Source organism: Enterococcus sp. B2E4 (genome assembly GCF_030499455.1).
Classification (GTDB): Bacteria; Bacillota; Bacilli; order Lactobacillales; family Enterococcaceae; genus Enterococcus_D; species Enterococcus_D casseliflavus.
This window is the reverse complement of the sequence record NZ_JAUKPK010000005.1, coordinates 24,883-47,671: the sequence shown is the minus strand read 5'-3', so window position 1 is coordinate 47,671 and position 22,789 is coordinate 24,883. Positions and strand designations below refer to the sequence as shown.

Below are 22,789 nucleotides of genomic sequence, written 5' to 3'. Positions count from 1 at the left end.
TTTCGTCCTCTTATGCTTGTGCAGCCCGCAGAACGAAGGAAATCGGTTCGATGCCAAACAATTCTGTCAGCACTCGATTGGTTGTGGCAAAGACGTCAGCTTCACAACTCTTTTTCGGACAAGCAATCGTCTGTCCTTTGCTGGAAAACGTATCCTGACGGCTGCCCTCTACGAAAATTACTTCTTGCGTTCCTTTTTGATAGATCAGTCCTTCGTCTTCTTCTAATAATAAACGAGTCTGCCACTGATTGATCTGGGCAATTGGCATCACCAATGCAGCAACATCCAAGTTTTCTAACGAAAAACTACGACCATCCGATAGCTGCAGCGTGAAGGTATTGAGTTCATAAGGCAAACAGGCATTGCACCCTCCTTCTGTGATGACTTGGCTCGTGAGAATTTCTGCGTTCATTCTTTTTGACTCCTTTCATGATTCATTCATGTTTAGTTTATCACAAACCTATGGCCCACGGCGGAGCAATTATTCCGTCTTAAGTTGGATGTGTTTCTTTTTCTTTCTTGCTATGCTAGGGATAAGAAAAAAAGTCTAGGAGGAGTCACAATGAATACAGAAAGTTTATTAGGAAGAATCGTTACTGTCGTGGCAGTTTTAATCGCAGCATCCCTTGTTTTATCCGTTGTATTAGGCATTATTGGTGGGTTGATCGGATTGGTCTTCCGTTTCGGGATTCCTTTGCTGCTGGCCGTTTTGATCGTTCGCTGGTTAACATCGATTCGCCAAAAGCCAAGAAAATATTATCGTTAATTACACGTAAACCAAAAACACCTGACTTTTGGAAAGTCAGGTGTTTTTTTATCGATCAGCCTAATGCTACATCTAAAACCATCATTAAGATAAAGCCTAGCATGACGCCAAAGACCGCAAAATGGCGGCGACTAGACAAGGTTTGCTGCGCTTCTGGAATCAATTCTTCCACCACTACATAGATCATAGCACCCGCTGCAAAAGCCAACGCATACGGCAACACAGCGGACATACTCGTTACCAGCAAAGCTCCGATCACACCGGCGATCGGTTCTACGATCCCTGACGCTTGCCCGTACATAAAGGCTTTGGTTCGGCTTAACCCTTCTTGGCGCAAGGGGATCGAAACGGCTGCGCCTTCTGGAAAATTTTGGATCCCGATCCCGATCGCTACCGAAAGCGCCGCTAAGATCGCTGCTCGCGGATCATCGGCACTAGCCGCCGCCCCAAACGCTACCCCTACCGCCAAGCCTTCTGGGATATTATGCAGCGTGATGGAAAAGACCAGCAAGATCGTTCGCTTCAAATGACTGGGCAAACCTTCTGTTTCATGATTCGGACCAAAATGCATATGCGGGAGCGTCTTATCTGCTGCATATAGAAACAAACCACCCAAACCAAACCCGATGCTGACCACAAGCCACGGAATGTCGCCATTTTCTTCGGCTCGTGCGATCGCAGGATCTAATAACGACCAGAAACTAGCAGCGATCATCACGCCAGAGGCAAACCCCAGCATCGTATTCAGGACATTTTTATTGATTTCTTTGAAGAAAAAGACTAGCGCTGCCCCAAGCGCCGTCATACCATACGTAAAGATCGTCCCCGACAACGCTTGCTGCCATGGCGACAATCCAACCAACCAATCCACCATTCGTCTGCTCCTTTGTCTAACTATTCTACCAATACTCTAGCATAGGAAGCCGTCAGGTTCTACTAGGAAGGCAGCAGCAGCCAAAATTTTTCTTTCACCAGCCCTAAGCCTTTCCTAATGAAATCCTCGGCTTTACTTGAAAGTTTCAACATTCATCGCTATAATGCTAGGAGACTCCATGTCAATTTATATAAAGTGAGGAAAAGAATTGATTACAGTAAGTGATGTAAGTTTGCATTTTTCAGACCGCAAACTGTTTGATGATGTTAATATTAAGTTTACGCCTGGTAATTGTTATGGTTTGATTGGTGCAAATGGTGCTGGTAAATCAACTTTTTTAAAAATTTTATCTGGTGAGATCCAACCTTCAACTGGGAATGTTTCTTTAGGTCCTGATGAACGGATGGCTGTCTTGAAGCAGAACCACTATGATTACGAAGAGTTTCCAGTGATCGAAACGGTCATCATGGGCCATAAACGTCTCTACGAAGTGATGAAAGAAAAAGACGCGATCTACATGAAGGAAGACTTTTCTGATGAAGATGGGATTCGTGCCGCCGAACTAGAAGGCGAATTTGCGGAACTTGATGGCTGGGAAGCAGAGCCCGAAGCAGCGGTTCTTTTGCAAGGCTTGAACATTCCCGATGAATTGCATCATGTCTTGATGAAAGATCTAACTGCTGGTCAACGGGTGAAAGTCTTACTGGCACAAGCCCTTTTCGGTAAGCCAGACGTCTTGCTCCTAGATGAGCCTACCAACGGATTGGATATCCAATCTATCAACTGGTTAGAAGAGTTTCTGATCAACTTTGACAACACCGTCATTGTTGTTTCCCATGACCGCCACTTCTTAAATAAAGTTTGTACCCATATGGCCGATCTAGACTTCGGCAAAATCAAATTGTTTGTCGGCAACTATGATTTCTGGTTGGAATCAAGCCAATTAGCTGCGAAATTACAATCCCAATCAAATGCCAAAAAAGAAGAGCAGATCAAAGAACTGCAAGACTTTATCGCACGCTTTAGTGCCAATGCATCAAAATCCAAACAAGCAACATCTCGGAAAAAAATGTTGGATAAAATCACTCTTGATGATATTCAACCTTCGTCTCGCCGCTACCCGTTTGTCGGTTTTAAACCAGAACGTGAAATCGGGAATGACTTGCTGCAAGTCGACAATGTCAGTGTGACGATCGACGGCAAAAAGATTTTAGACAATATCTCTTTCACCTTGAACAAAGACGACAAAGTCGCTTTTGTTGCCAATAGCGATATCACCACCACAACGCTATTCAAAGTCATCATGGGGGAAATCACTCCTGATACAGGTAGTGTTCGTTGGGGCGTGACCACGCAGCATGCGTACTTGCCAAAAGATACGACCAGCGAATTTGATACGGATACCCCGATCGTTGATTGGTTGCGTCAATACGCAAGCAAAGAAGAAGACGACAATACCTTCTTGCGCAGCTTCCTAGGTCGCATGTTGTTCTCTGGTGACGAAGTATTAAAACCCGTCAACGTTCTTTCCGGGGGCGAAAAAGTTCGCTGCATGTTGTCGAAAATGATGCTTTCAAAAGCCAACGTATTGGTATTGGATGATCCAACCAATCACTTGGACTTAGAATCGATCACCGCATTAAACGATGGCTTGATGGCCTTCACCGGCTCATTGTTGTTTGCTTCTCATGACCACCAATTTATTCAAACCCTTGCGAACCGTATCATTGCGGTCTCTAGCAAAGGCGTGGTGGATCGTGCCGAAACGACCTACGATGAATTCTTAGAAAACAAAGATGTCCAAAAACGCGTAGCAGAAATGAATCAATAAGCTGCTTTTGAAAAAAAGAACGCTCCAGTTGCCCGCCACCAAGGCTGCAACTGGAGCGTTTCTTTTATTTTTCCTAGGTGCTTCGGGTATTTTTGGCAGGTTACGCTTGTTCTAAACGGGCTTTGCCGAATGAAAACAGCGCCAAGCAGCCGTAGCCGGTATGACTGGAGATCGTTGGACCTAATGGATAATGATGAATAATAATGTCAGGAATTTTTTCGGTCAAACGTTTGATGACTTTCTCCGCCGCTTCGGCATCGCCAGCATTGGCAAAATAAACCGTATTGGTTTTTGATTCGTGAAGATTGGCAATGGTTTGATCCACGATTTTTTGGATCGCTTTGTTGCGTCCCCGCACTCGATCAACGCTGCGTAATTTTCCCGCAGTATCGACGGTAATGATTGGTTTCACGTTCAGCAATCCGCCGATCGCTGCCGCTGTTTTAGAGATTCTGCCGCCGCGTTCCAATTGTTTTAAATCGTCGACGGTGACCCATGAATCTAAACGCAGTTTGTTTTCTTCTACCCATTGGCTGACTTCTAGCAACGAACGTCCTTGGGCTTTTTGTTGGGCTGCTTCAGCCACTAAGAAGCCTTCCCCTAAACTCGCAGAGCGCGTATCGATCAAGGTGATCGCAACTTCTTTGTATTCTTCTTTTAGTAAGGCTACGGCTTGGACGGCACTTTGGAATGAGCCGCTCATTCCTGAAGAAAAACCTAAATAAAGGACCGGTGTGCCCGCTTCGACATATGGCCGAAAATACTCCATATAACGTCCGACATTGATTTGAGAAGTTGTCGGCTGCGCATGTTCTTTTAGTTTTCCTAAAAACCATTCCGTATCAAATTCTTTGCCCATATCATCGATATATTCTTTGCCGTCTAATTCGATCAGCATTGGAATATAGGCGACATCTAGCTCCGCTAATCTTGCTGCTGGTAAATCACAGCAGGAATCTGTCATGATTTGAAACATGGTTTCACCCCTCTCGTTACCCCCTATTATAGCAAAAAAAGAACAAGACAGAAGAAATTCTCATCAAAAGCAGCCAAACATATCGTTGACTGCTTTTGACGTAGGAGTTCTTTGTCTTGTTCTGATGCTTTTGCGTCAGGTTAGATTTGCGCCCAAACACTTTCTAAGATGTTGGTTTGGCTGCGGTCTGGTCCTACCGAGAAGGTCGAAATGCGGACACCGACTAATTCAGAGATGCGGTGAACGTAATTGCGTGCATTTTCTGGCAGATCTGCCAATGTTTTGCAGCCAGTAATGTCTTCAGACCAGCCAGGAAGTTCTTCGTAGACCGGTTTGCAGCGGTTCAACTCTTTCAAGCTTGCTGGGTAATGATAGATCAATTCGCCGTCTAGTTCATAAGCCGTACAGATCTTCACGGTTTCTAAGCCGCTCAAGACATCGATCGAGTTAAGGGATAGGTTCGTGATCCCTGAAACACGTTTTGAATGGCGCATCACGACGGTATCAAACCAGCCCACACGGCGAGGACGTCCTGTCGTTGTTCCGTATTCACGACCGATCTTACGAATTTGTTCACCTGTTTCATCAAACAGTTCCGTTGGGAAAGGACCATCTCCTACCCGAGAGGTGTAAGCTTTGCAGACACCAACGACTTTGTTGATTTTTGAAGGACCCACACCACTACCAATAGTGACTCCCCCAGCAACGGGGTTGGATGATGTCACGAAAGGATAGGTTCCTTGGTCGATATCCAGCATCACGCCTTGTGCCCCTTCAAATAAAACCCGTTTGCCTTCATCTAAGGCATCGTTAAGGATCACCGAAGTATCCGTCACATATTTTTTGATTTGTTGGCCATATTCGTAATACTCTTCAAAAATGTCTTCAAAGGCGATTGGCTTTGCGTCAAACATTTTCACGAATTGACGATTTTTTTCTTCTAAGTTGATACGCAGACGTTCTTCAAAAATTTCTTTGTCTAAAAGATCAGCGATCCGAATGCCGACTCTGGCAGCTTTATCCATATAGGCTGGTCCAATCCCTTTGATCGTCGTACCGATCTTGTTGTCACCTTTGGCATCTTCTTGCAGCTGATCCAAATGGATATGGTAAGGTAAAATAACATGTGCACGATCAGAGATCTTTAAGTTTTCTGTTATTATATTGTTTTCTTTCAAGTATGCTAATTCTTTAACTAATGATTTCGGGTTCACAACGACCCCGTTTCCAATGACACTGATTTTATCTGCATAAAAGATCCCAGAAGGAATCAAATGCAGTTTATAGGTCACACCGTCAAATTTAATCGTATGGCCGGCATTGTCTCCACCTTGATAACGTGCAATGACTTCCGCGTTTTCACTCAAAAAGTCCGTAATCTTTCCTTTACCTTCATCGCCCCATTGTGTACCTACTACTACTACAGATGACATATAATGACCTCTTTCTTTAATTAGTGCATTCCCTAAGTATTGTAACAAGATTCGCAAGCTCTTTCAATCTAAAATCGAATAATCGTTTTAAATTCTCATTTTTCAGGGGTAAAAAACGAACTATTTTCTTCTCAATAATTATTTATACACGTAAAAACGAATAAAGTCGGCACATAAAAAAAGCCCTGCTGTCATCAGCGCAATGCAGACGGCAGCAGGAGCCTTGATTTCTCACATCGTTGGTGTCTTACCCGAACTCTTCTCGCGGCGAGACCGAGGAGAACTTATTGTATTCTTTGATAAATAGAAGTTCGACGGTCCCCCGGGCACCACTCCGGTTTTTCTCGATAATGACTTCGATCACATTGTTGTTTTGTTGTTCTTCTGGTTCATCGTCATCGTCGCCTTCGCTGCGGTAGTAGTCATCTCGGTACAAGAAAGCAACGATATCGGCATCCTGCTCGATCGATCCTGATTCCCGAATATCACTTAAAACAGGACGCTTGTCTTGTCGTTGTTCCACACCCCGAGAAAGCTGAGACAGTGCGATCACTGGCACTTTTAATTCCTTCGCCAGTTTCTTTAATTGGCGAGAGATCTCAGAGACTTCTTGTTGGCGGTTTTCGCGACCCGTTCCTTCAATCAGCTGCAAATAGTCGATCAAAATCAAGCCGAGATTGCCTTTTTCTTGCGCCAGTTTCCGACAACGCGCCCGAATCTCAGAGATCTTGATCCCAGGGGTATCATCGATATAGATATTGGCGTTAGAAAGACTGCCCATGGCAACGATCAAATTGCGCCACTCTTCTTCTGAGAGCTGCCCCGTACGCAAGTGACTGGCCTCAATCGAGCCTTCCGCACAAAGCATCCGGTTGACCAATGATTCAGCCCCCATTTCCAGACTAAAGATCGCTACGGAACGATCGGTTTTCGTTCCGACATTTTGCGCGATATTCAAGGCAAACGCGGTTTTCCCTACCGCGGGGCGGGCAGCGAGAATAATCAGCTCTTCTTTTTGCAGCCCCGCCGTCATTTTGTCTAAAGCCGCATAACCCGTAGGTAATCCGGTGATTTCTTCATTGTTTTGCGCCAACTGATCGATCGTTTCGATCGTCCGATTCAAGACTTCCGCTATCGATTGGAAGCCATTGCTATTGCGCTTTTCGGATACTTCTAAAATACTTTTTTCTGCTTGATCAATGATCGACTGCACATCTTCATCTTGTTCAAAGCCTTTGGTTACGATGCGGCTCGCTGTTTGGATCAGATTGCGTAACGTGGCTTTGTCGTCAACGATCTTCGCATAATAAGCAATACTTGCTGCTGATGGTGAAGCTTGACTCAATTCAGTCAGATACGTCAGGCCGCCAACATCTTCAAGACTGTTGCTTTTTTCAATTTCTGCTTTCAACGTAATCAAGTCGATCGATTCACTACGGTCGTTCAACTGGATCATTGCTTGAAAAATTATTTGATGGCTGCGGCGATAAAAATCTTCTGGGGCGATTACTTCCATTGCATCGATGATCGCATCGGCATCTAAAAAGACTGCCCCTAGGACCGCTTGTTCCGCTTCAATATCTTGTGGGGGAACTTGATTTTGCCAAACTTCATTCATGCCATTCGCTCCTTCGTCCATTCATTCTACAAGATTCCCATCCAAAGTACAAGATTGCTTGGACGTTTGCCGAAAAAAACCCCAACATGTGACTGTTGGGAGTAATGCTTATTCTTGGATGGTATGAACATTGATCGTTGCTGTTACTTGTGGGTGCAATTTTACAGGTACTTGCGTAAAGCCTAATGCACGGATCGGCTGATCCAATTCGATTTTGCGTTTGTCGATCTTGATTTTGTATTGCTTGTTCAAGGCATCTGCGATTTGTTTTGATGGGATCGAACCGAACAAACGGCCATCTTCCCCTGCTTTGGCATTGATTTTCACAACGGTTTCTTCCTTTTCAAGAAGTGCTTTTAGCTCTTTCGCTTCTGCTAAGACTTCTGCGTCTTGTTTTTCTTTGGCTTTTTGTTTGCCTTTTAATTCTGCCATGCTTTCATTGTTGGCAGGTTTGGCTAAGTTGTTTTTGATCAGAAAGTTTTGTGCGTAGCCATTAGGGACTTCCTTGATATCGCCTTTTTTGCCTTTGCCTTTGACATCTTGTAAGAAAATAACTTTCATCTTGGTCACTCCTTGTTATTGTTCATTTTTCGTTAATTCCGCTCGCAGCTGGTTTTCTACATCACCAATGCTGCTGTTCTTTATTTGCGTGGCTGCGTTGGTAAAATGTCCGCCGCCGCCTAATGCCTCCATCAAGGTTTGTACATTGACTTTACCAGTGCTTCTAGCACTGATACCGATCAAATCTCCTGGTTGTTTCGTAATAACAAATGCGGCATGGATCCCATTGATCGATAGCAGAGTATCGGCCGCTTTCGCAACAGTGACACTATCGTACACCCGATCTTCATCCGCTGCAGCAATCACGATATCTTCTCGGAAATGCTGGCTGCGAGAAACCAGTTCACTGATCATCAAATAGGAATCGAGATCCGTACTTAACATGTATTGAACCAATGACGTATCTGCGCCTTGGTTTTTCAAATAACCAGCAATATCAAAGGTCCGACCAGTGGTTCGCACCGTGAAGTTCTTCGTATCCACGTAGATGCCCGCTAATAAGGAAGTCGTAATAAATTTCGGGACTTGCGATCTGCGAGAAGCACGATACTGGATTAATTCTGCTACCAGTTCCGATGCCGAAGACGCGGAAGATTCAATATACGTTAATAGTGGCTTATCGGGAAACTCATCCCCGCGACGATGGTGATCGATCACTGCGATTTTGTCAAATTCATCATAGACCGCTTGCGAGATCGACATCGATGGCTTATGGTAATCTACCATCACTAGCACACTTTCTTCATTTGATAAATTAACTGCTTCTTCCCCAGTGATCACAAATCGTTCCAGCTCGGGGTATTTTTTCAATTCTTCCAATGCCCGCTGAATGTCTGCGGTGATCTCTTTTGGATTTAAAATGATGTAGCATTCTTTGTCGCTCATCATCGCCATGTATGCCACCCCAAAAGCCGAACCTAAGGCATCCATGTCTGGGTAACGATGACCCATGATAAAGATCCGCTGGTTTTCAGCAAAAATCTTTCTCAACGCCGTACTCATGGCACGCGAACGAACACGCGTTCTCTTGGGTGTGCCGTCTGTATTGCCACCAAAGAATTGCGGTTTCGCTTCTTCTTTGGCTTCTTTTAAAACGACTTGATCACCGCCGCGAACTAACGCAATGTCGAGATTGCTTTGTGCCACTTCCCCGATCTCTTCAAAAGACTCTTCCCCATAGGAGATCCCCATACTGATCGTTAATGGCAGATCATTTTTTTCCGCAACTTGCCGTACTCTAGTCAAAAATTGGAATTTTTCTTCCTTCATCCGCTCAATATCTGAATACTTCGCGACGAAAAGAAACCGCTCGGAATTGATTCGTTTGTAAAAAACATGATTCTCACTTGCCCAATCAGAAATCAATGTCGTGATCAGCGAGTTCAAATAAGAAACTTGTTTGTCGTCTTTTTTCTCAATCAAATCATCGTAATTATCAATTGAAATCAACCCAATTGCTGCCATCTTTTTTACCCCTCAATGTATCATCCCATTTTTTTGAAGCTTTGTTCCTTATTTTACCACAAAACAATCAAATAGGCGATTGATGCAAAAAAGTTCCACGTGAAACTTTTTTGGTGAAACAATCAGGAAAAAATTTCTATCATTCGTTATTCTATCTATATATAAAATAACAAGTTACTCTTCGATGGATAAAAAAATTGACAAGCTTCAAAAGAAACTTGTCAATGAAAATCATTCGATTTATTCTTCGCCTACGAATGGAAGTAATCCCATGATACGCGCACGTTTGATTGCAATGGTAAGTTTGCGTTGGTTTTTCGCACCAGTACCAGTTACACGACGTGGTAAGATTTTACCGCGTTCTGAAATGAAACGTTTTAGTAATTCAATATCTTTATAATCGATATGTTCAATATGGTTTGCAGCAATGTAGTCTACTTTACGACGTTTGCGTCCGCCTCTTCTTTGTTGTGCCATCCTATTTCCCTCCTATCAATTTCTTAGAATGGTAAATCATCGTCTGAAATGTCGATTGATGAGTTTCCGAATGGATCGGAGTTGTCTCGATCAAAATTAGGCATTCCTGATGGTTGAGAGGATTGAGTTTGATTTGAGTTATTGTTACCAAATCCAGAAGAACTGTTTGAGTTATACGTATTGTTACTGCCAGATCCGCTATCAGTTGTGCGTCTTTGCTCGGAAGCATTCCGCGACTCTAATAATTGGAAGTTGTCAGCAACGACTTCTGTTACATAAACACGTTGGCCTTGTTGGTTGTCGTATGAACGGGTTTGAATACGTCCAGTAACCCCTAATAAAGTTCCTTTGCGTGCATAGTTTGCTAATGTTTCCGCTGGTTTTCTCCAAATAACACAGTTGATGAAATCAGCTTCGCGCTCTCCACTTTGGTTGGTAAAATTGCGGTTTACCGCCAAGGTAAAGGTTGCGACACCAGTGCCATTAGAAGTGTAACGTAAATCAGGATCTTTGGTTAGTCTTCCTACTAGTACAACATTATTAATCAAAGTTCATCATCTCCTCATCGCTTTTGTTTCATGTGAAACAATATTATGCTTCTTCTTTGACAATCATGTGACGGATAATGTCATCATTGATTTTTGCAAGACGGTCAAACTCGTTGATTGCACTTGCAGTTGTTGAAGAAGAAACTTTAACGATGTGATAGATACCCTCACGGAATCCATCCATTTCATACGCTAGACGGCGTTTTTGCCAATCTTTTGATTCGATAACTTCAGCGCCGTTATCAGTTAAGATTGAGTCAAAACGAGCGATCAATGCGGCTTTTGCTTCTTCATCAATGTTTGGACGAATGATATATAAAATCTCATATTTCGTGTTTTCCATTGATTTTTCACCTCCCTGTGGACTTTGGCCCCTAGTTTTCTAGGAGCAGAGAGAGTGGTCTAATTAGACTACTCACAAATAATTATTATACACTTTTTTCGTCCTTACTGCAAGCTGTTTTTTTGCGTCCCTGCATCTACCCATCACCGCAAACAATCGCTTACACTGATAAATACGTCAGCTACTGCCGATTTTTTGAAAAAGAATAGGAAGACAGCAAGCTGCAGGTTCGCAGGTTGCTGTCTTCCTAGAAAACGTATTGCTTATTCTTGTGTATCCGTAGTGTCTTCCGTTGTTTCTTCCACAACTGGCACGTCTTGTACCGCTGTTTCTTCAGCAGTCGCTAGTTCTTCTTCGACTTCTGGTTCAACCGTTGCCATCGTCACTACTTTGGCATTGTTTTCCATCTTCATCAAACGAACCCCTAAGGTTGCCCGACCAGTTTGGGAAACAGTCGCTACATTGAAACGAATCAAGACGCCTTTATCGGTGATCACCATGATGTCTTCCTCACCGCTGACCGTCGTCAAGCCGGCTAATGGACCGTTTTTCGCCGTAATGTTGGCTGTTTTGATCCCTTTTCCGCCACGACCTTTGATTGGGTATTCAGAGCCTTTGGTACGCTTGCCATAGCCGTTCTCAGTGATGACCAAGACTTCACTGTCTTCTGTGATCACTGCAGCGCCTACCACGTAGTCTCCGTCTCTTAGACGAATGCCTCGCACACCAGCAGCTGTTCGGCCCATATCCCGCACAAGCGCTTCTTTGAAGGTCACAGAGTAGCCATCGTGGGTTCCGATGATCACGACATCTTCGCCGTGGGTTTCAATTACGTTGACCAACTCATCATTTTCCCGAAGACCGATCGCAATCAGACCATTGGCACGGATATTTGAAAAGGCCGTCACTGAGGTCCGTTTGACCACACCTAGACGCGTCGTGAAGAACAAGTAGCGTCCTTCTTGAGGCCCACCAGAAGCCGAAATGATCGCTTCGATCCGTTCGCTAGAATCGATCCCTAGGAGATTGATCACAGGGATCCCTTTGGCTGCCCGACCATACTCAGGAATTTCATAGCCTTTGGCTTTGTAAACTTTCCCTTTATTGGTGAAGAACAGTAATGTGTCATGAGTCGAACAAGAAACCAACGTCTTCACGAAGTCTTCATCGTGGATCCCCATTCCTTGAACGCCACGTCCGCCGCGGCGTTGTGCACGGAATTCAGACTTAGCTACTCGTTTGATGTACCCATTGTTCGTCAAGGTAATGACGATTTCTTCTTCTTCGATCAAATCTTCATCTTCAAGACTTAAGACTTCCCCAACCAATAATTCAGTCCGGCGATCATCACCAAAGCGTTGGCCTAATTCTTGCAACTCCGTTTGGATGATCTCTAGGACTCGTTGTGGATTTGCTAAAATGTCTGTCAAATCAGCGATAAATTCTAACAAGCCTTGGTACTCGCTTTCGATCTTGTCGCGTTCCAAACCAGTCAAGCGACGCAAACGCATATCTAAAATCGCTTGCGCTTGGCGATCGGACAATTTGAAGCGCTCCATCATGCTATTTTTCGCTTCATCATCAGAATTTGATGCCCGGATCAAAGCAATGATCTCATCGATATGATCCAATGCGATCCGTAATCCTTCCAAGATGTGGGCACGAGCTTCTGCTTTGTTTTTATCAAACTGTGTCCGACGAGTCACCACTTCTTGTTGGTGCTCGATGTAGTTTTCTAAAATTCGTTTCAAGCTCAAAATCTTCGGCACGCCTTTTTCAATGGCTAACATATTAAAGCCAAAAGAAGATTGCAGTGCAGTCATTTTGTAGAGATTGTTTAAGATCACCGACGCACTGACGTCGCGACGAACGTCGATCACGATCCGCATGCCTTCACGAGATGATTCATCCCGCAGATCGGTGATTCCTTCGATCCGTTTGTCACGGTGCAGCTCAGAGATCCGTTCGATCAACTTCGCTTTATTAACCATATACGGCAATTCAGTCACTAAGATCCGTTCTTTGCCGTTGGGCATTTCAGTCACTTCGACTTTTCCGCGAACAGTGATCGAACCTTTCCCTGTTTCATAGGCACGGCGAATACCGGATTTTCCCATCACGATCCCGCCAGTTGGGAAGTCTGGTCCTGGTAGGACTTCCATCAATTCACTCGTTGTAACTTCTGGATTTTCCATCAATAGATCGATGGCTGCAATGACTTCATTCAAGTTATGAGGCGGGATATTGGTCGCCATCCCAACAGCGATCCCAGTCGTCCCGTTGACCAAAAGGTTCGGGAAGCGGGCAGGTAATACCGCTGGTTCTCGTTCTGTATCATCATAGTTGCTTTGGAAATCAACGGTATCTTTGTTGATGTCCCGCAGCATCTCCATCGCCAGTTTACTCATGCGGGCTTCGGTATAACGCATCGCAGCGGCACCGTCACCATCGACTGAACCAAAGTTTCCATGGCCATCGACTAGCATGTAGCGATAGCTAAAGGGCTGTGCCATCCGCACCATTGATTCATAGATCGCACTGTCCCCATGGGGATGGTATTTCCCCATGACATCGCCGACGATCCGGGCTGATTTTTTATGGGGCTTGTCTGGTGTTACCCCTAATTCATTCATTCCATATAAAATTCGGCGGTGAACCGGCTTTAAGCCATCCCGCACATCTGGTAAAGCCCTAGCAACAATTACACTCATTGCATAATCGATAAAGGACTCGCGCATTTCACTGGTCAGATTGACGTCATGAATATTTTGTTTTGCTTCTTCACTCAAGCTGTTTCCTCCTCTACGATTGGCTAGATGTCAAGATTTTTCACGTAGTGCGCGTTTTCTTCGATAAAGGCCCGTCTTGGTTCGACGCGATCCCCCATCAGCATTTCAAAAATTTGATCGGCTTCTATGGCATCATCTACGCTGACCCGCAGCATCATCCGGTTTTCAGGGTCCATCGTGGTTTCCCATAACTGGTGGTCATCCATTTCCCCTAGACCTTTGTAGCGTTGAACCGTTGGTTTTGGTGTCGCAGGCAGTGATTCAATCGTATTTTTCAAATCTTGTTCGGCATTCTTGCCGGGTTGGATATAGTGGATATTTTTCCCTTGTTTGACACCGTACAATGGCGGTTGTGCGATATAGACATAACCAGCTTCAACGATTGGACGCATATAACGATAGAAAAGCGTCAAAAGCAGGGTCCGGATATGGGCACCATCGACATCGGCATCGGTCATGATAACTAGCTTGTGGTAACGGGCTTTTGCTACATCAAAATCAGCACCAAACCCAGTTCCCATTGCTGTAAACAATGAACGGATCTCTTCGTTTGCTAAGATTTTGTCCATGCTGGCTTTTTCGACATTTAAAATCTTCCCACGGATCGGTAAGATCGCTTGGAATTCGCGACTGCGGCCTTGTTTTGCTGAACCGCCGGCAGAATCTCCTTCGACGATAAACAGTTCGCATTTTTCTGGATCATTACTGGAACAGTCGGCTAATTTCCCAGGTAAGTTACTGATTTCTAACGCACCTTTTCGGCGAGTCATTTCTCGGGCACGTTTGGCTGCTTGACGGGCTTTTGATGCCAAAAGTCCTTTTTCCACGACTTGACGACCCACATTCGGGTTTTCCATCAAGAATTTCGTGAAATGTTCGGAAAAAAGACGATCAGTGACTGTCCGCACTTCGGAATTTCCTAATTTGGTTTTCGTTTGTCCCTCAAACTGAGGATCTGGATGCTTGATAGAGATAACTGCCGTCAATCCTTCCCGAACATCTTCTCCGGTCAGGTTTTCGTCGTTTTCTTTCATCAATTTTGACTTGCGGGCGTAATCGTTGATCACCCGTGTCAAGGCAGTCTTAAACCCGAATTCATGGGTTCCGCCTTCATAGGTATGGATGTTGTTGGCAAAACTCAACAGATTGCTGTGGTAGCTATCGGTATATTGCATGGAAACTTCAACCGTGATTCCTTGTTGTTCTCCTTCTAAGTAGATCGGATCTGGGAAAATCACTGTCTTACTTGCATTCAAATGCTCCACATAGCTCTTGATCCCACCGTCGTAATGATATTCTTTCAAGACGGGTTTTTCTTCCCGTTTGTCTTCGATCGAGATTTTTAAGCCACGGTTCAAGAAGGCTAATTCCCGAACCCGTGTCGCTAATTTATCAAAATTGAATACGGTTGTTTCCGTAAAGATCTCTGGATCTGGAACAAAGTGGACGGTCGTTCCGTGGCGGTCGGTTTCGTCGATCACTTTCAAGTCATCAACGACTGCCCCACGATGGTATTCTTGATAATACACTTTGCCTTCTTTATAGACTTTTACGTCTAAAGTCGTGGATAACGCATTAACGACGGAGGACCCTACCCCGTGCAGTCCACCAGATACTTTGTAGCCGCCACCGCCGAATTTCCCGCCGGCATGCAGGATCGTAAAGACGGTTTCTACCGCTGGACGGCCTGTTTTGGCTTGGATATCAACGGGGATCCCCCGACCGTCATCGACGACCGTAATACTATTATCTGGTTCAATGATCACTTGAATACTTGAGGCAAAGCCTGCTAGTGCTTCATCGATCGAGTTATCGACGATTTCCCATACTAAGTGGTGCAAACCTTCTGAACTGGTAGAACCAATGTACATCCCAGGTCGTTTGCGGACGGCTTCTAGTCCTTCCAACACTTGGATCTGACTGGCATCATAGGCTTTCGCACGTTCAACTAAGCTTTTTTCTTCTTCTGTCATTCAGTCTATTCTCCTTTAATATGTCCTTGCTCTACATAAAAAATCTCTGCTTCCACAGACATTTTGTCTTTCACATGTTCTAATGTCGTCGTTGTCAGAAAGGTCTGAACTTTTCCTTCAATGGTCTCCAATAAATGCAGTTGTCGGGAATCATCCAGCTCACTCATGACGTCATCTAATAAAAGGACGGGATATTCCCCCGTTTCTTCTTTCATCAAATCGATTTCTGCCAATTTAACACTTAAGGCGGTCGTTCGCTGCTGTCCTTGCGAACCAAAGGTCTGAACATTTTTCTCATTGATCAAAAAATCCAGATCGTCTCGATGGGGACCTGCCAACGTGACTTGCCGAAATCGTTCACGGTCTTTGACTTGTGCCAAGGCTTTGACAAATTGCTGTTGGATCTCCTCCAGCGTACTCGCCTCACCGGGCACATTCGATAAGTAGTCGATCTGCAAGGTTTCTTTTCCTTGGCTGATCTTTTGGTGCAGCTGATTTGCCCAATACGCCAAGCGCTGAACAAATCGTTGTCTGGCTAAAATGATTTTACTGCCGAAAGCCACCAGCTGTTCCGTTAAAACATCTAAATAGATCTCATCGGTCTGTTTTTTTTCATTCAGCTGTTTTAAGTATTGATTGCGCTGTTTCAAAACGGATTGGTATTGAACGAGATCATAGAGATAGATTGGATCGATCTGCCCAATTTCCATATCGAGAAATTTGCGGCGGACTTGGGGACTTCCTTTTACAAGGGAGAGGTCTTCTGGAGCAAATAAAATGACATTCAACTGCCCTATGTAACTACTGAGCTTTTTTTGCTCAATGTGGTTTACTTTCGTTTTTCGTCCTTTTTTTGACAAAAACAGTTCTAACGGGATCGTTGAGCGTCCCCGACTGACACTGCCAGAGATCCGCGCCCCTTCTGTGTCCCAGCGGATAAGCTCTTGCTCGCTGGAGGTGCGGTGGCTTTTGGTCATCGCCAATACATAGATACTTTCTAAAATATTGGTTTTTCCTTGCGCGTTTTCGCCTAAAAAAATGACCAGACCTTTCTCAAAAGTCAGTGTCAGCGAATCATAGTTCCGATAATTGCTTAAATGCAACTCATTCAGCCGCATCGGCGTCTTCCTTCTTCACCATAAAAAAAGTACCTTCATCAGGTAGCTCAACACGCATTCCCGCATACAATTTGCGCCCTCGTCGATTTTCTGGCTCGCCGTCGACAAAAACGGTGTGCTCTGCAAGGTACCATTTCGCTTGGCCGCCGCTGCTGATCACACTGACTTCTTTGAGCATTTGTCCAAGTGTCATGTATTCCGTTTCTAACGGTATTTGCATTTTCATAATTCCCCTCAATTCTATCAAAGAGCGTTTAGCTCTATTATACTCTTTTTTTGCCAAGAAAACAAATTCATCGGCATATTTTTCATTCTCAGAAGACTTACTGCTTTTAGACAAAAAAGAAGCCAAAATAGAAAAAAGGGCTTAAAAACGATTTTAAGCCCTTTTAACTCATTTATTCATTTTCAGATGATTGTTTCAACTTTTTTCAAAAGACATGAAAAACTAGTTGGTCCGCACCGGTGTGATCAGCTGGATAAAGCTGCCTTTGCTCTCTGTCGGCTCCAATGTAAAGGGACGGATCGCTGAGATAAAGCGGATCACGATGCTGGTGTCACCAAAGGCTCGTAGTGCTGCTTTCATATAGTCAGGATTGAAAGAGATCTCTAATGGGTCGCCGGTCACTTTTTCAAAAGAAAGATCTTCTTCCACTTTCCCGATTTCTGGTGAGTTTCCGTATAAGACAACGGCTTCTTCGGAGATCGCCAAACGAACGATGTTGTTACGGCCTTCATGAGAAAGCAATGACGCCCGTTCGATGGCTTGTAACAATTCTGGGACAGAAAATTCGATCTCAGTATTGAAGCTTGAAGGAATCAGACGGTTGGTATCTGGGTAAGTTCCTTCCAATAAACGAGAATAGAATTTCATGGTTTTCGTTTGGAACAACACTTGGTTATCCATAATGCTGATTTGGATCGCTTCTTCTTCATCTGTTAAGGAACGAGAAAGTTCCGTTAAGCTTTTGCCAGGAATCACGATGTTGAAGGCTGTTTCTCCGCTTTCCAATGGAATCACCCGTTGGCTCAAACGGTGTGAGTCCGTCGCAACAGCTAATAATTTTTGATTTTCTAAGACAAAGTGGACCCCAGTCAAGATCGGACGGCTTTCGTGTTGCGAAACCGCAAAGACTGTTTCACTAACAACCTTATTCAATACGTGCGCTGGAATCTCGATCGAATCTTGACTTTCGACAACTGGTAAATGTGGATAACTATCGGCATCCAAGCCGTTGACGGTAAAGTTGGCTTTTCCAGAAGTGATCGCTACTTGATTATTGTCTAAAACTTCTAACGTTAAGGTACTTTCAGGCAAACGACGAACAATTTCGCTGAAGAAACGTGCTTGTAAAACGATCGCTCCTGTTTTTTCGATTTGCATTTGCGCTTTTTCGTTTTCCACACTTAAAAAAGTTTCAATGGAAATATCGGCGTTGCTCCCAGTCATGGTCAATCCTTTTTCGGAAAGGGATAATTTTACTCCAGTTAAGATCGGGATGGTGGTTTTGGTTGAAATCGCCCGTTGGACAGTTTGTAATTCTTGCATGAACTCTGTTCGGTTTAAAGTTAGCTTCATAGCGATACTCCTTTAATTTATAGTTATTAAATAAAAGTAATAGTAGTAATAGGCTTGTTAGTAATGTGGATAACTCGAGAAAAGAGTGATTAGACTAACGAAAATGCCTGTGAATAACTTGTGGACAACTTTTTTGGTTCTTCTTTTCTTATCCACAGATCAGCTGAAGAGGATTTGTTTGATTTCAGCGATCTCATTTTTGATCGTGGAATCTGTTTCGACTAAATGCTGAATTTTTTCATGGGCATGAATGACCGTTGTATGGTCTTTGCCGCCAAATTCGCCGCCGATTTTTGGTAAAGAACTATCGGTCAGTTCTCGAGAGAGATACATCGCGATCTGCCGTGGGACCACGATGCCTTTGACCCGTTTTTTCCCTTTTAGATCATTGACATGAATGTGATAGTATTTTGCGACTTCTTCTTGGATCTGCAAAATCGAAACTTGGGTCGAGCCATGGCTTGATTTCAAGGCTTTAATGGCTTCAGCTGCTAAGCTCGTTGTAATGTCTGAGTTTTGCATCGTAGCAAAAGCTTGCACCCGCACGAGAGCTCCTTCAAGTTCTCGGATATTCGAATCGATCTGCCCAGCGATATAACTTAAGGTATCGTCGGGGATCTCCAAGCGTTCGGCTTCGGCTTTTTTCCGCAAAATCGCAGTCCGCGTCTCTAGATCCGGCGGGGTGATATCAACGGATAAGCCCCAAGCAAAACGGGAAACCAAACGTTCCGGCAAAGTCGGGATCTCATTTGGCAAACGATCACTTGTCAAGACGATCTGTTTATTATTGCGATACAGTTCTTCGAAGGTATTAAAGAATTCTTCTTGGGTTCCTTCTTTATTGACTAAGAATTGAATATCATCCACCAGCAAAAGATCAACATTGCGGTATTCGTTTCGAAAATCTTCCATTTTGTTCTTTTGAATAGAAGTAATGAAATCATTGGTGAAATTTTCACTACTAACATACTTGATTTTGGCATTGGGACGTTTCAGCAACATTTGATGACCGATCGCGTGCATCAAGTGGGTTTTCCCTAAACCAACGCCACCATAGAAGAACAGCGGATTATAAATAGACCCAGGATCTTCTGCAACAACTAAAGCAGCAGCGTGGGCCATCTGATTGCCTTTCCCGATGACAAAGGTATCAAATGTGTATTTTTCATTTAAGATCGATTTCGGCGGCCGCTCGTTTTCTTCTGCAGCTGTTTGAATAGTAGAAGGGGCTGTTTTTAAAGCTTCTGCTTCTTCGACAGTCACAAAACTAGGAATCAATTCTTCACCAGTTTTCATAAATCCCATTTCAACAATTTTGGCAGCTAGATTTTTTTCCCAATAAGATTTATGAAGATCGCTGGGTACTTCGATCAGCAGCTGATTTTTTTCAAACGACAAGACATTGGCAGTCTCGATCCAAGCACTATAACTGGCCGGATTCAGCTCTTCTTTAAAGGAACGTTGAAGATCTTGCCAAATAGAATCAGCAGATGGCATAAATTGTCCTCCTATAACTAAGAATAGATATAACTAAAATAGCACGGATTGAAAAAGTTTTCCACAGATTACGATAAAAAAGGTTAGAAAAAAATACTTTTCCACAAAACGGGATAAAAGAAAAATGGAAATGCACATGTTCGAAATTCGACTATCCACAGGTAGAAAAAGAATGTGCATAACCATAAAAAAATCTCCTTTATCCACAGATCGATGTGAAGATCACGCCTTGATAACACTAGGTTTTAGGGTAGTTATCAACAGTTAAAAAAGTGATTGTGGAAAACTTTTCTACAGGCTGTTTGTTTGTGGAAAAAGCCAAAATAACTCTGGGGAAAAAGTTATCCACAAAAATTGGCTATAAACAGCAAACCCACACAAATCAAAGGGATTGTGGATAAAGAATGCCTGATTTTGAGCAAACTTCTTATTGACAAACTAGTACTTGACTCGTTATACTATCAAAGTATGTCTGTGCGCATAAGCATTATCCTGATGGAGGTGGAAATAAATGAAAAGAACGTATCAACCAAATAAACGTAAACGTCAAAAAGTTCACGGATTCCGTAAACGTATGAGTACAAAAAATGGACGTCGTGTTTTAGCTAGCCGTCGTCGTAAAGGCAGAAAGGTTATTTCTGCGTAAGCCACTGAATGCCAGTGGTTTTTTTTTATGCCGTTTTTGCGGAATATAGTGTCTGACTTTTGGCAAATATGGTATTATTGACAGGTGAGTGGTTACGGATTCAATCCGTTTCACGAAGCTTAATTGAAAGAAGTGAAGGAACCGAAGATGAGAAAATCCTATCGAGTAAAAACAGAGCAAGATTTTCAAAAAGTTTTTCAGGCAGGAAATTCTTTTGCAAATCGGAAGTTCGTGGTGTATGTCTTACCTAAAGAGCAATCACATTTTCGAGTTGGTTTGTCTGTAGGGAAAAAAGTCGGTAATGCAGTGAAGCGAAATGAGATCAAGCGCAAGATCCGTGCAAGTTTAACGGAAATGAAGCCGCGAATCGAACCAGCGGTCGATTTCATCGTGATCGCCCGTCCAAGTATTGCCACTTGTTCCTCAAAGGAAATCTACTCGAATTTAGAGCATGTCTTAAAACTTGCCAAAATTATTCATTAATGGAAAGGAATTAGTTACGTGAAAAAAGGGAAACGCGTCTTACTATTTGTGGGAGTTCTCTCATTAGTAGTTGTCTTATCTGCCTGCGGTGCAACAGGTGAAGTAAATGCACAAAGTACTGGTCTATGGGACCGTTACATCGTTTATTATTTTGCAGAGGCGATCAAAGCCCTCTCCTTCGGCAATGCCGGGATCGGGATCATCCTCTTTACATTGATCATTCGGGTCATTTTGATGCCGTTGATGCACTTCCAAACCAAAAGCATGCGCAAAACGCAAGAATTACAACCGAAGTTAAAAGCGCTGCAACAGCAATATGCGTCAAAAGATACAGAAACACAAAGCAAGTTAAAAGAAGAAACACAACGTTTGTATGCGGAAAACAATGTCAATCCTTATGCCGGCTGTCTGCCATTATTGGTACAAATGCCGATTTTGATGGCCTTGTGGCAATCGATCTCACGGGTTCCTGCTCTGCAAGAAGGAAAATTCTTATGGCTGCAGCTGGGTGATCGTGACCCATACTTCATCTTGCCGATTTTAGCGGCGCTCTTTACTTTTGCAAGTACTTACTTATCAAGTATGAGCCAAGTGGAATCAAATGCGAGTCTGAAAATCATGAATTTCGCTATGCCGATGATGATCTTACTGATGGGGATCAACATTGCCAGCGGTCTTTCCTTGTACTGGGTCGTTTCCAATGCATTCCAAGTTGTGCAAACAATGATCTTAAATAACCCATTCAAGATTCGCCAAGAAAGAGAAGAAGCTGCCCGCAAAGAACGCGAGCGTGAACGTGCGCTGAAAAAAGCAATGAGTCCTAAAAAGAAACGGAAAAAATAAGAGGAGGTTGCACTGCAATGCCGATTTATGAAAATCTGACAGTAGATGAAGCAATTCAAGAGGGATTGCAAGTCCTTGGTATCACCAAAGATCAAGCAGTAATCGAAGTCCTGGATGAAGGAAAAAAAGGCTTCTTGGGTCTAGGAAAAAAACAAGCACGGGTCTCCATTGAAAAACGAATCGTTGAAGAACCGGCACCCGTTGAAGAAGTACCAGCAAAACCGCTGGTAGAACCAGATCCTGTGACGACAGAGGATGCAAGCAGTGTGATGGAAGCAGCAGCGAGCGAACCTGTTTTGCTGACGGATCTTTCAGATGAGGAAGCGCTGGCTCAGCTGGGACTCTATCTGACAAATATTTCAAAAGCATTGAATGCACCCGCCTTAGTAAAAACCGCTCGTCAAGACGGCGTGGTCGTCTTTCATTTAGAAACGCAAAAACAAGGCATTTTGATTGGGAAGCACGGCAAAACCTTGAATGCACTGCAATATTTGGCGCAAGTGTATATTCACCGCATCGCGAAAAACAAATTGTCGATTGTAGTGAATGTCGGAGATTACCGTGAAAAACGTCAAGCGATCTTAGAACGTTTGGCTAGCCGTACTGCTGAAAAAGTCAAACGAACAGGCCGCCCAGTCTTTTTAGAACCGATGCCGGCGTTTGAAAGAAAGCAGATCCATTCAGTTTTGAGTAAAGATGCGTATGTTCAAACTCATTCTGAAGGGGATGAACCGTATCGCTACTTAGTAGTGGAACCTGCGGACAAACGAATTTAATGAAAAAAGGGAAAGGCGGTCTGACAAGCCTTTCCCTTTTTTGATGGGAAAAAGCGATTGACAACAAATTTAAAACCAAGTATCCTTGACTAGAAATCATTCTTATCAAAGTCAACATACGTTACGTAGGTCAGCCTTTGGTATCAAAAAAGAGTCCGTATGCCGCGGACTCTTTTTTGTATTTTTCTTTGATG

The 22,789-nt window shown here is 43.7% G+C and carries 22 protein-coding genes; 6 read left to right on the top strand and 16 right to left on the bottom strand.

Annotated elements, in window-relative coordinates:
• Positions 1-10: 10 nt before the first annotated feature.
• Positions 11-412, bottom strand: a complete 402-nt coding sequence (locus Q1X33_RS04245) for a DUF4809 family protein (RefSeq protein WP_005226387.1) — start codon at positions 410-412, stop codon at positions 11-13.
• 150 nt (positions 413-562) lie between these two features.
• Here Q1X33_RS04245 and Q1X33_RS04240 point away from each other — a divergent pair, with 150 nt between their 5' ends.
• Positions 563-766: a hypothetical protein gene (locus tag Q1X33_RS04240; protein ID WP_010748476.1), complete on the top strand. Its 204-nt coding sequence runs from the start codon at positions 563-565 to the stop codon at positions 764-766.
• A 55-nt stretch (positions 767-821) separates the two neighbouring features.
• Here the strand turns inward: Q1X33_RS04240 and Q1X33_RS04235 are convergent, their stop codons facing one another.
• Positions 822-1,640 carry a ZIP family metal transporter gene (locus tag Q1X33_RS04235; RefSeq protein WP_034868950.1) on the bottom strand — a complete coding sequence of 273 codons (819 nt, stop codon included), beginning with the start codon at positions 1,638-1,640 and terminating at the stop codon, positions 822-824.
• Positions 1,641-1,848: 208 nt separating this feature from the next.
• Between Q1X33_RS04235 and Q1X33_RS04230 the strand changes: the two genes are divergently transcribed.
• Positions 1,849-3,471 carry an ABC-F family ATP-binding cassette domain-containing protein gene (locus Q1X33_RS04230; protein ID WP_005226380.1) on the top strand — a complete coding sequence of 541 codons (1,623 nt, stop codon included), beginning with the start codon at positions 1,849-1,851 and terminating at the stop codon, positions 3,469-3,471.
• 100 nt (positions 3,472-3,571) lie between these two features.
• On the opposite strand, the gene Q1X33_RS04225 is transcribed toward Q1X33_RS04230, so the two are convergent.
• From Q1X33_RS04225 to dnaA, 14 genes are all read right to left on the bottom strand, one after another.
• A complete protein-coding gene (locus Q1X33_RS04225) occupies positions 3,572-4,447 on the bottom strand; it encodes a DegV family protein (protein ID WP_005226378.1) in 876 nt (291 codons plus the stop codon).
• Positions 4,448-4,587: 140 nt separating this feature from the next.
• Positions 4,588-5,880 (bottom strand): adenylosuccinate synthase, encoded by a 1,293-nt coding sequence (locus Q1X33_RS04220; RefSeq protein WP_005226376.1) that lies wholly within the window; start codon positions 5,878-5,880, stop codon positions 4,588-4,590.
• Between the two features lie 247 nt (positions 5,881-6,127).
• Positions 6,128-7,498 (bottom strand): replicative DNA helicase, encoded by a 1,371-nt coding sequence (gene dnaB / locus Q1X33_RS04215; protein WP_005226374.1) that lies wholly within the window; start codon positions 7,496-7,498, stop codon positions 6,128-6,130.
• 108 nt (positions 7,499-7,606) lie between these two features.
• Positions 7,607-8,059 (bottom strand): 50S ribosomal protein L9, encoded by a 453-nt coding sequence (gene rplI / locus Q1X33_RS04210; RefSeq protein ID WP_005226371.1) that lies wholly within the window; start codon positions 8,057-8,059, stop codon positions 7,607-7,609.
• Positions 8,060-8,074: 15 nt separating this feature from the next.
• Positions 8,075-9,523 (bottom strand): DHH family phosphoesterase, encoded by a 1,449-nt coding sequence (locus Q1X33_RS04205; RefSeq protein WP_005226369.1) that lies wholly within the window; start codon positions 9,521-9,523, stop codon positions 8,075-8,077.
• Positions 9,524-9,763: 240 nt separating this feature from the next.
• Positions 9,764-10,000, bottom strand: coding sequence for a 30S ribosomal protein S18 (gene rpsR / locus Q1X33_RS04200; RefSeq protein ID WP_005226367.1), 237 nt, complete (start codon positions 9,998-10,000; stop codon positions 9,764-9,766).
• 23 nt (positions 10,001-10,023) lie between these two features.
• Positions 10,024-10,548: a single-stranded DNA-binding protein gene (ssb, locus tag Q1X33_RS04195; RefSeq protein WP_005226365.1), complete on the bottom strand. Its 525-nt coding sequence runs from the start codon at positions 10,546-10,548 to the stop codon at positions 10,024-10,026.
• 43 nt (positions 10,549-10,591) lie between these two features.
• A complete protein-coding gene (rpsF, locus tag Q1X33_RS04190; RefSeq protein ID WP_005226363.1) occupies positions 10,592-10,891 on the bottom strand; it encodes a 30S ribosomal protein S6 in 300 nt (99 codons plus the stop codon).
• Between the two features lie 263 nt (positions 10,892-11,154).
• The gene (gene gyrA, locus Q1X33_RS04185; RefSeq protein WP_034868951.1) at positions 11,155-13,680 is read right to left on the bottom strand and encodes a DNA gyrase subunit A; all 2,526 of its coding nucleotides are present in this window, start codon (positions 13,678-13,680) and stop codon (positions 11,155-11,157) included.
• A gap of 23 nt (positions 13,681-13,703) precedes the next feature.
• A complete protein-coding gene (gyrB, locus tag Q1X33_RS04180; RefSeq protein WP_005226359.1) occupies positions 13,704-15,653 on the bottom strand; it encodes a DNA topoisomerase (ATP-hydrolyzing) subunit B in 1,950 nt (649 codons plus the stop codon).
• A gap of 5 nt (positions 15,654-15,658) precedes the next feature.
• On the bottom strand, positions 15,659-16,771 hold the full coding sequence (recF, locus tag Q1X33_RS04175; protein WP_005226357.1) for a DNA replication/repair protein RecF: 1,113 nt from the start codon (positions 16,769-16,771) through the stop codon (positions 15,659-15,661).
• Positions 16,758-16,997 (bottom strand): S4 domain-containing protein YaaA, encoded by a 240-nt coding sequence (yaaA, locus tag Q1X33_RS04170; RefSeq protein WP_008376781.1) that lies wholly within the window; start codon positions 16,995-16,997, stop codon positions 16,758-16,760. Before yaaA ends, recF begins: the two co-directional genes overlap by 14 nt.
• 222 nt (positions 16,998-17,219) lie before the next feature.
• A complete protein-coding gene (gene dnaN / locus Q1X33_RS04165; protein WP_005226354.1) occupies positions 17,220-18,350 on the bottom strand; it encodes a DNA polymerase III subunit beta in 1,131 nt (376 codons plus the stop codon).
• A 159-nt stretch (positions 18,351-18,509) separates the two neighbouring features.
• Positions 18,510-19,847, bottom strand: coding sequence for a chromosomal replication initiator protein DnaA (dnaA, locus tag Q1X33_RS04160; RefSeq protein ID WP_005226352.1), 1,338 nt, complete (start codon positions 19,845-19,847; stop codon positions 18,510-18,512).
• A 511-nt stretch (positions 19,848-20,358) separates the two neighbouring features.
• Between dnaA and rpmH the strand changes: the two genes are divergently transcribed.
• The 4 genes from rpmH (at position 20,359) to jag (ending at position 22,595) form a co-directional block, all read left to right on the top strand.
• Positions 20,359-20,493 (top strand): 50S ribosomal protein L34, encoded by a 135-nt coding sequence (gene rpmH, locus Q1X33_RS04155; RefSeq protein ID WP_002356012.1) that lies wholly within the window; start codon positions 20,359-20,361, stop codon positions 20,491-20,493.
• 147 nt (positions 20,494-20,640) lie between these two features.
• Positions 20,641-20,976, top strand: a complete 336-nt coding sequence (rnpA, locus tag Q1X33_RS04150) for a ribonuclease P protein component (RefSeq protein ID WP_015510644.1) — start codon at positions 20,641-20,643, stop codon at positions 20,974-20,976.
• 18 nt (positions 20,977-20,994) lie between these two features.
• Positions 20,995-21,819: a YidC/Oxa1 family membrane protein insertase gene (locus Q1X33_RS04145; protein WP_005226286.1), complete on the top strand. Its 825-nt coding sequence runs from the start codon at positions 20,995-20,997 to the stop codon at positions 21,817-21,819.
• A 17-nt stretch (positions 21,820-21,836) separates the two neighbouring features.
• Positions 21,837-22,595: an RNA-binding cell elongation regulator Jag/EloR gene (gene jag, locus Q1X33_RS04140; RefSeq protein WP_005226285.1), complete on the top strand. Its 759-nt coding sequence runs from the start codon at positions 21,837-21,839 to the stop codon at positions 22,593-22,595.
• Positions 22,596-22,789 lie beyond the last annotated feature (194 nt).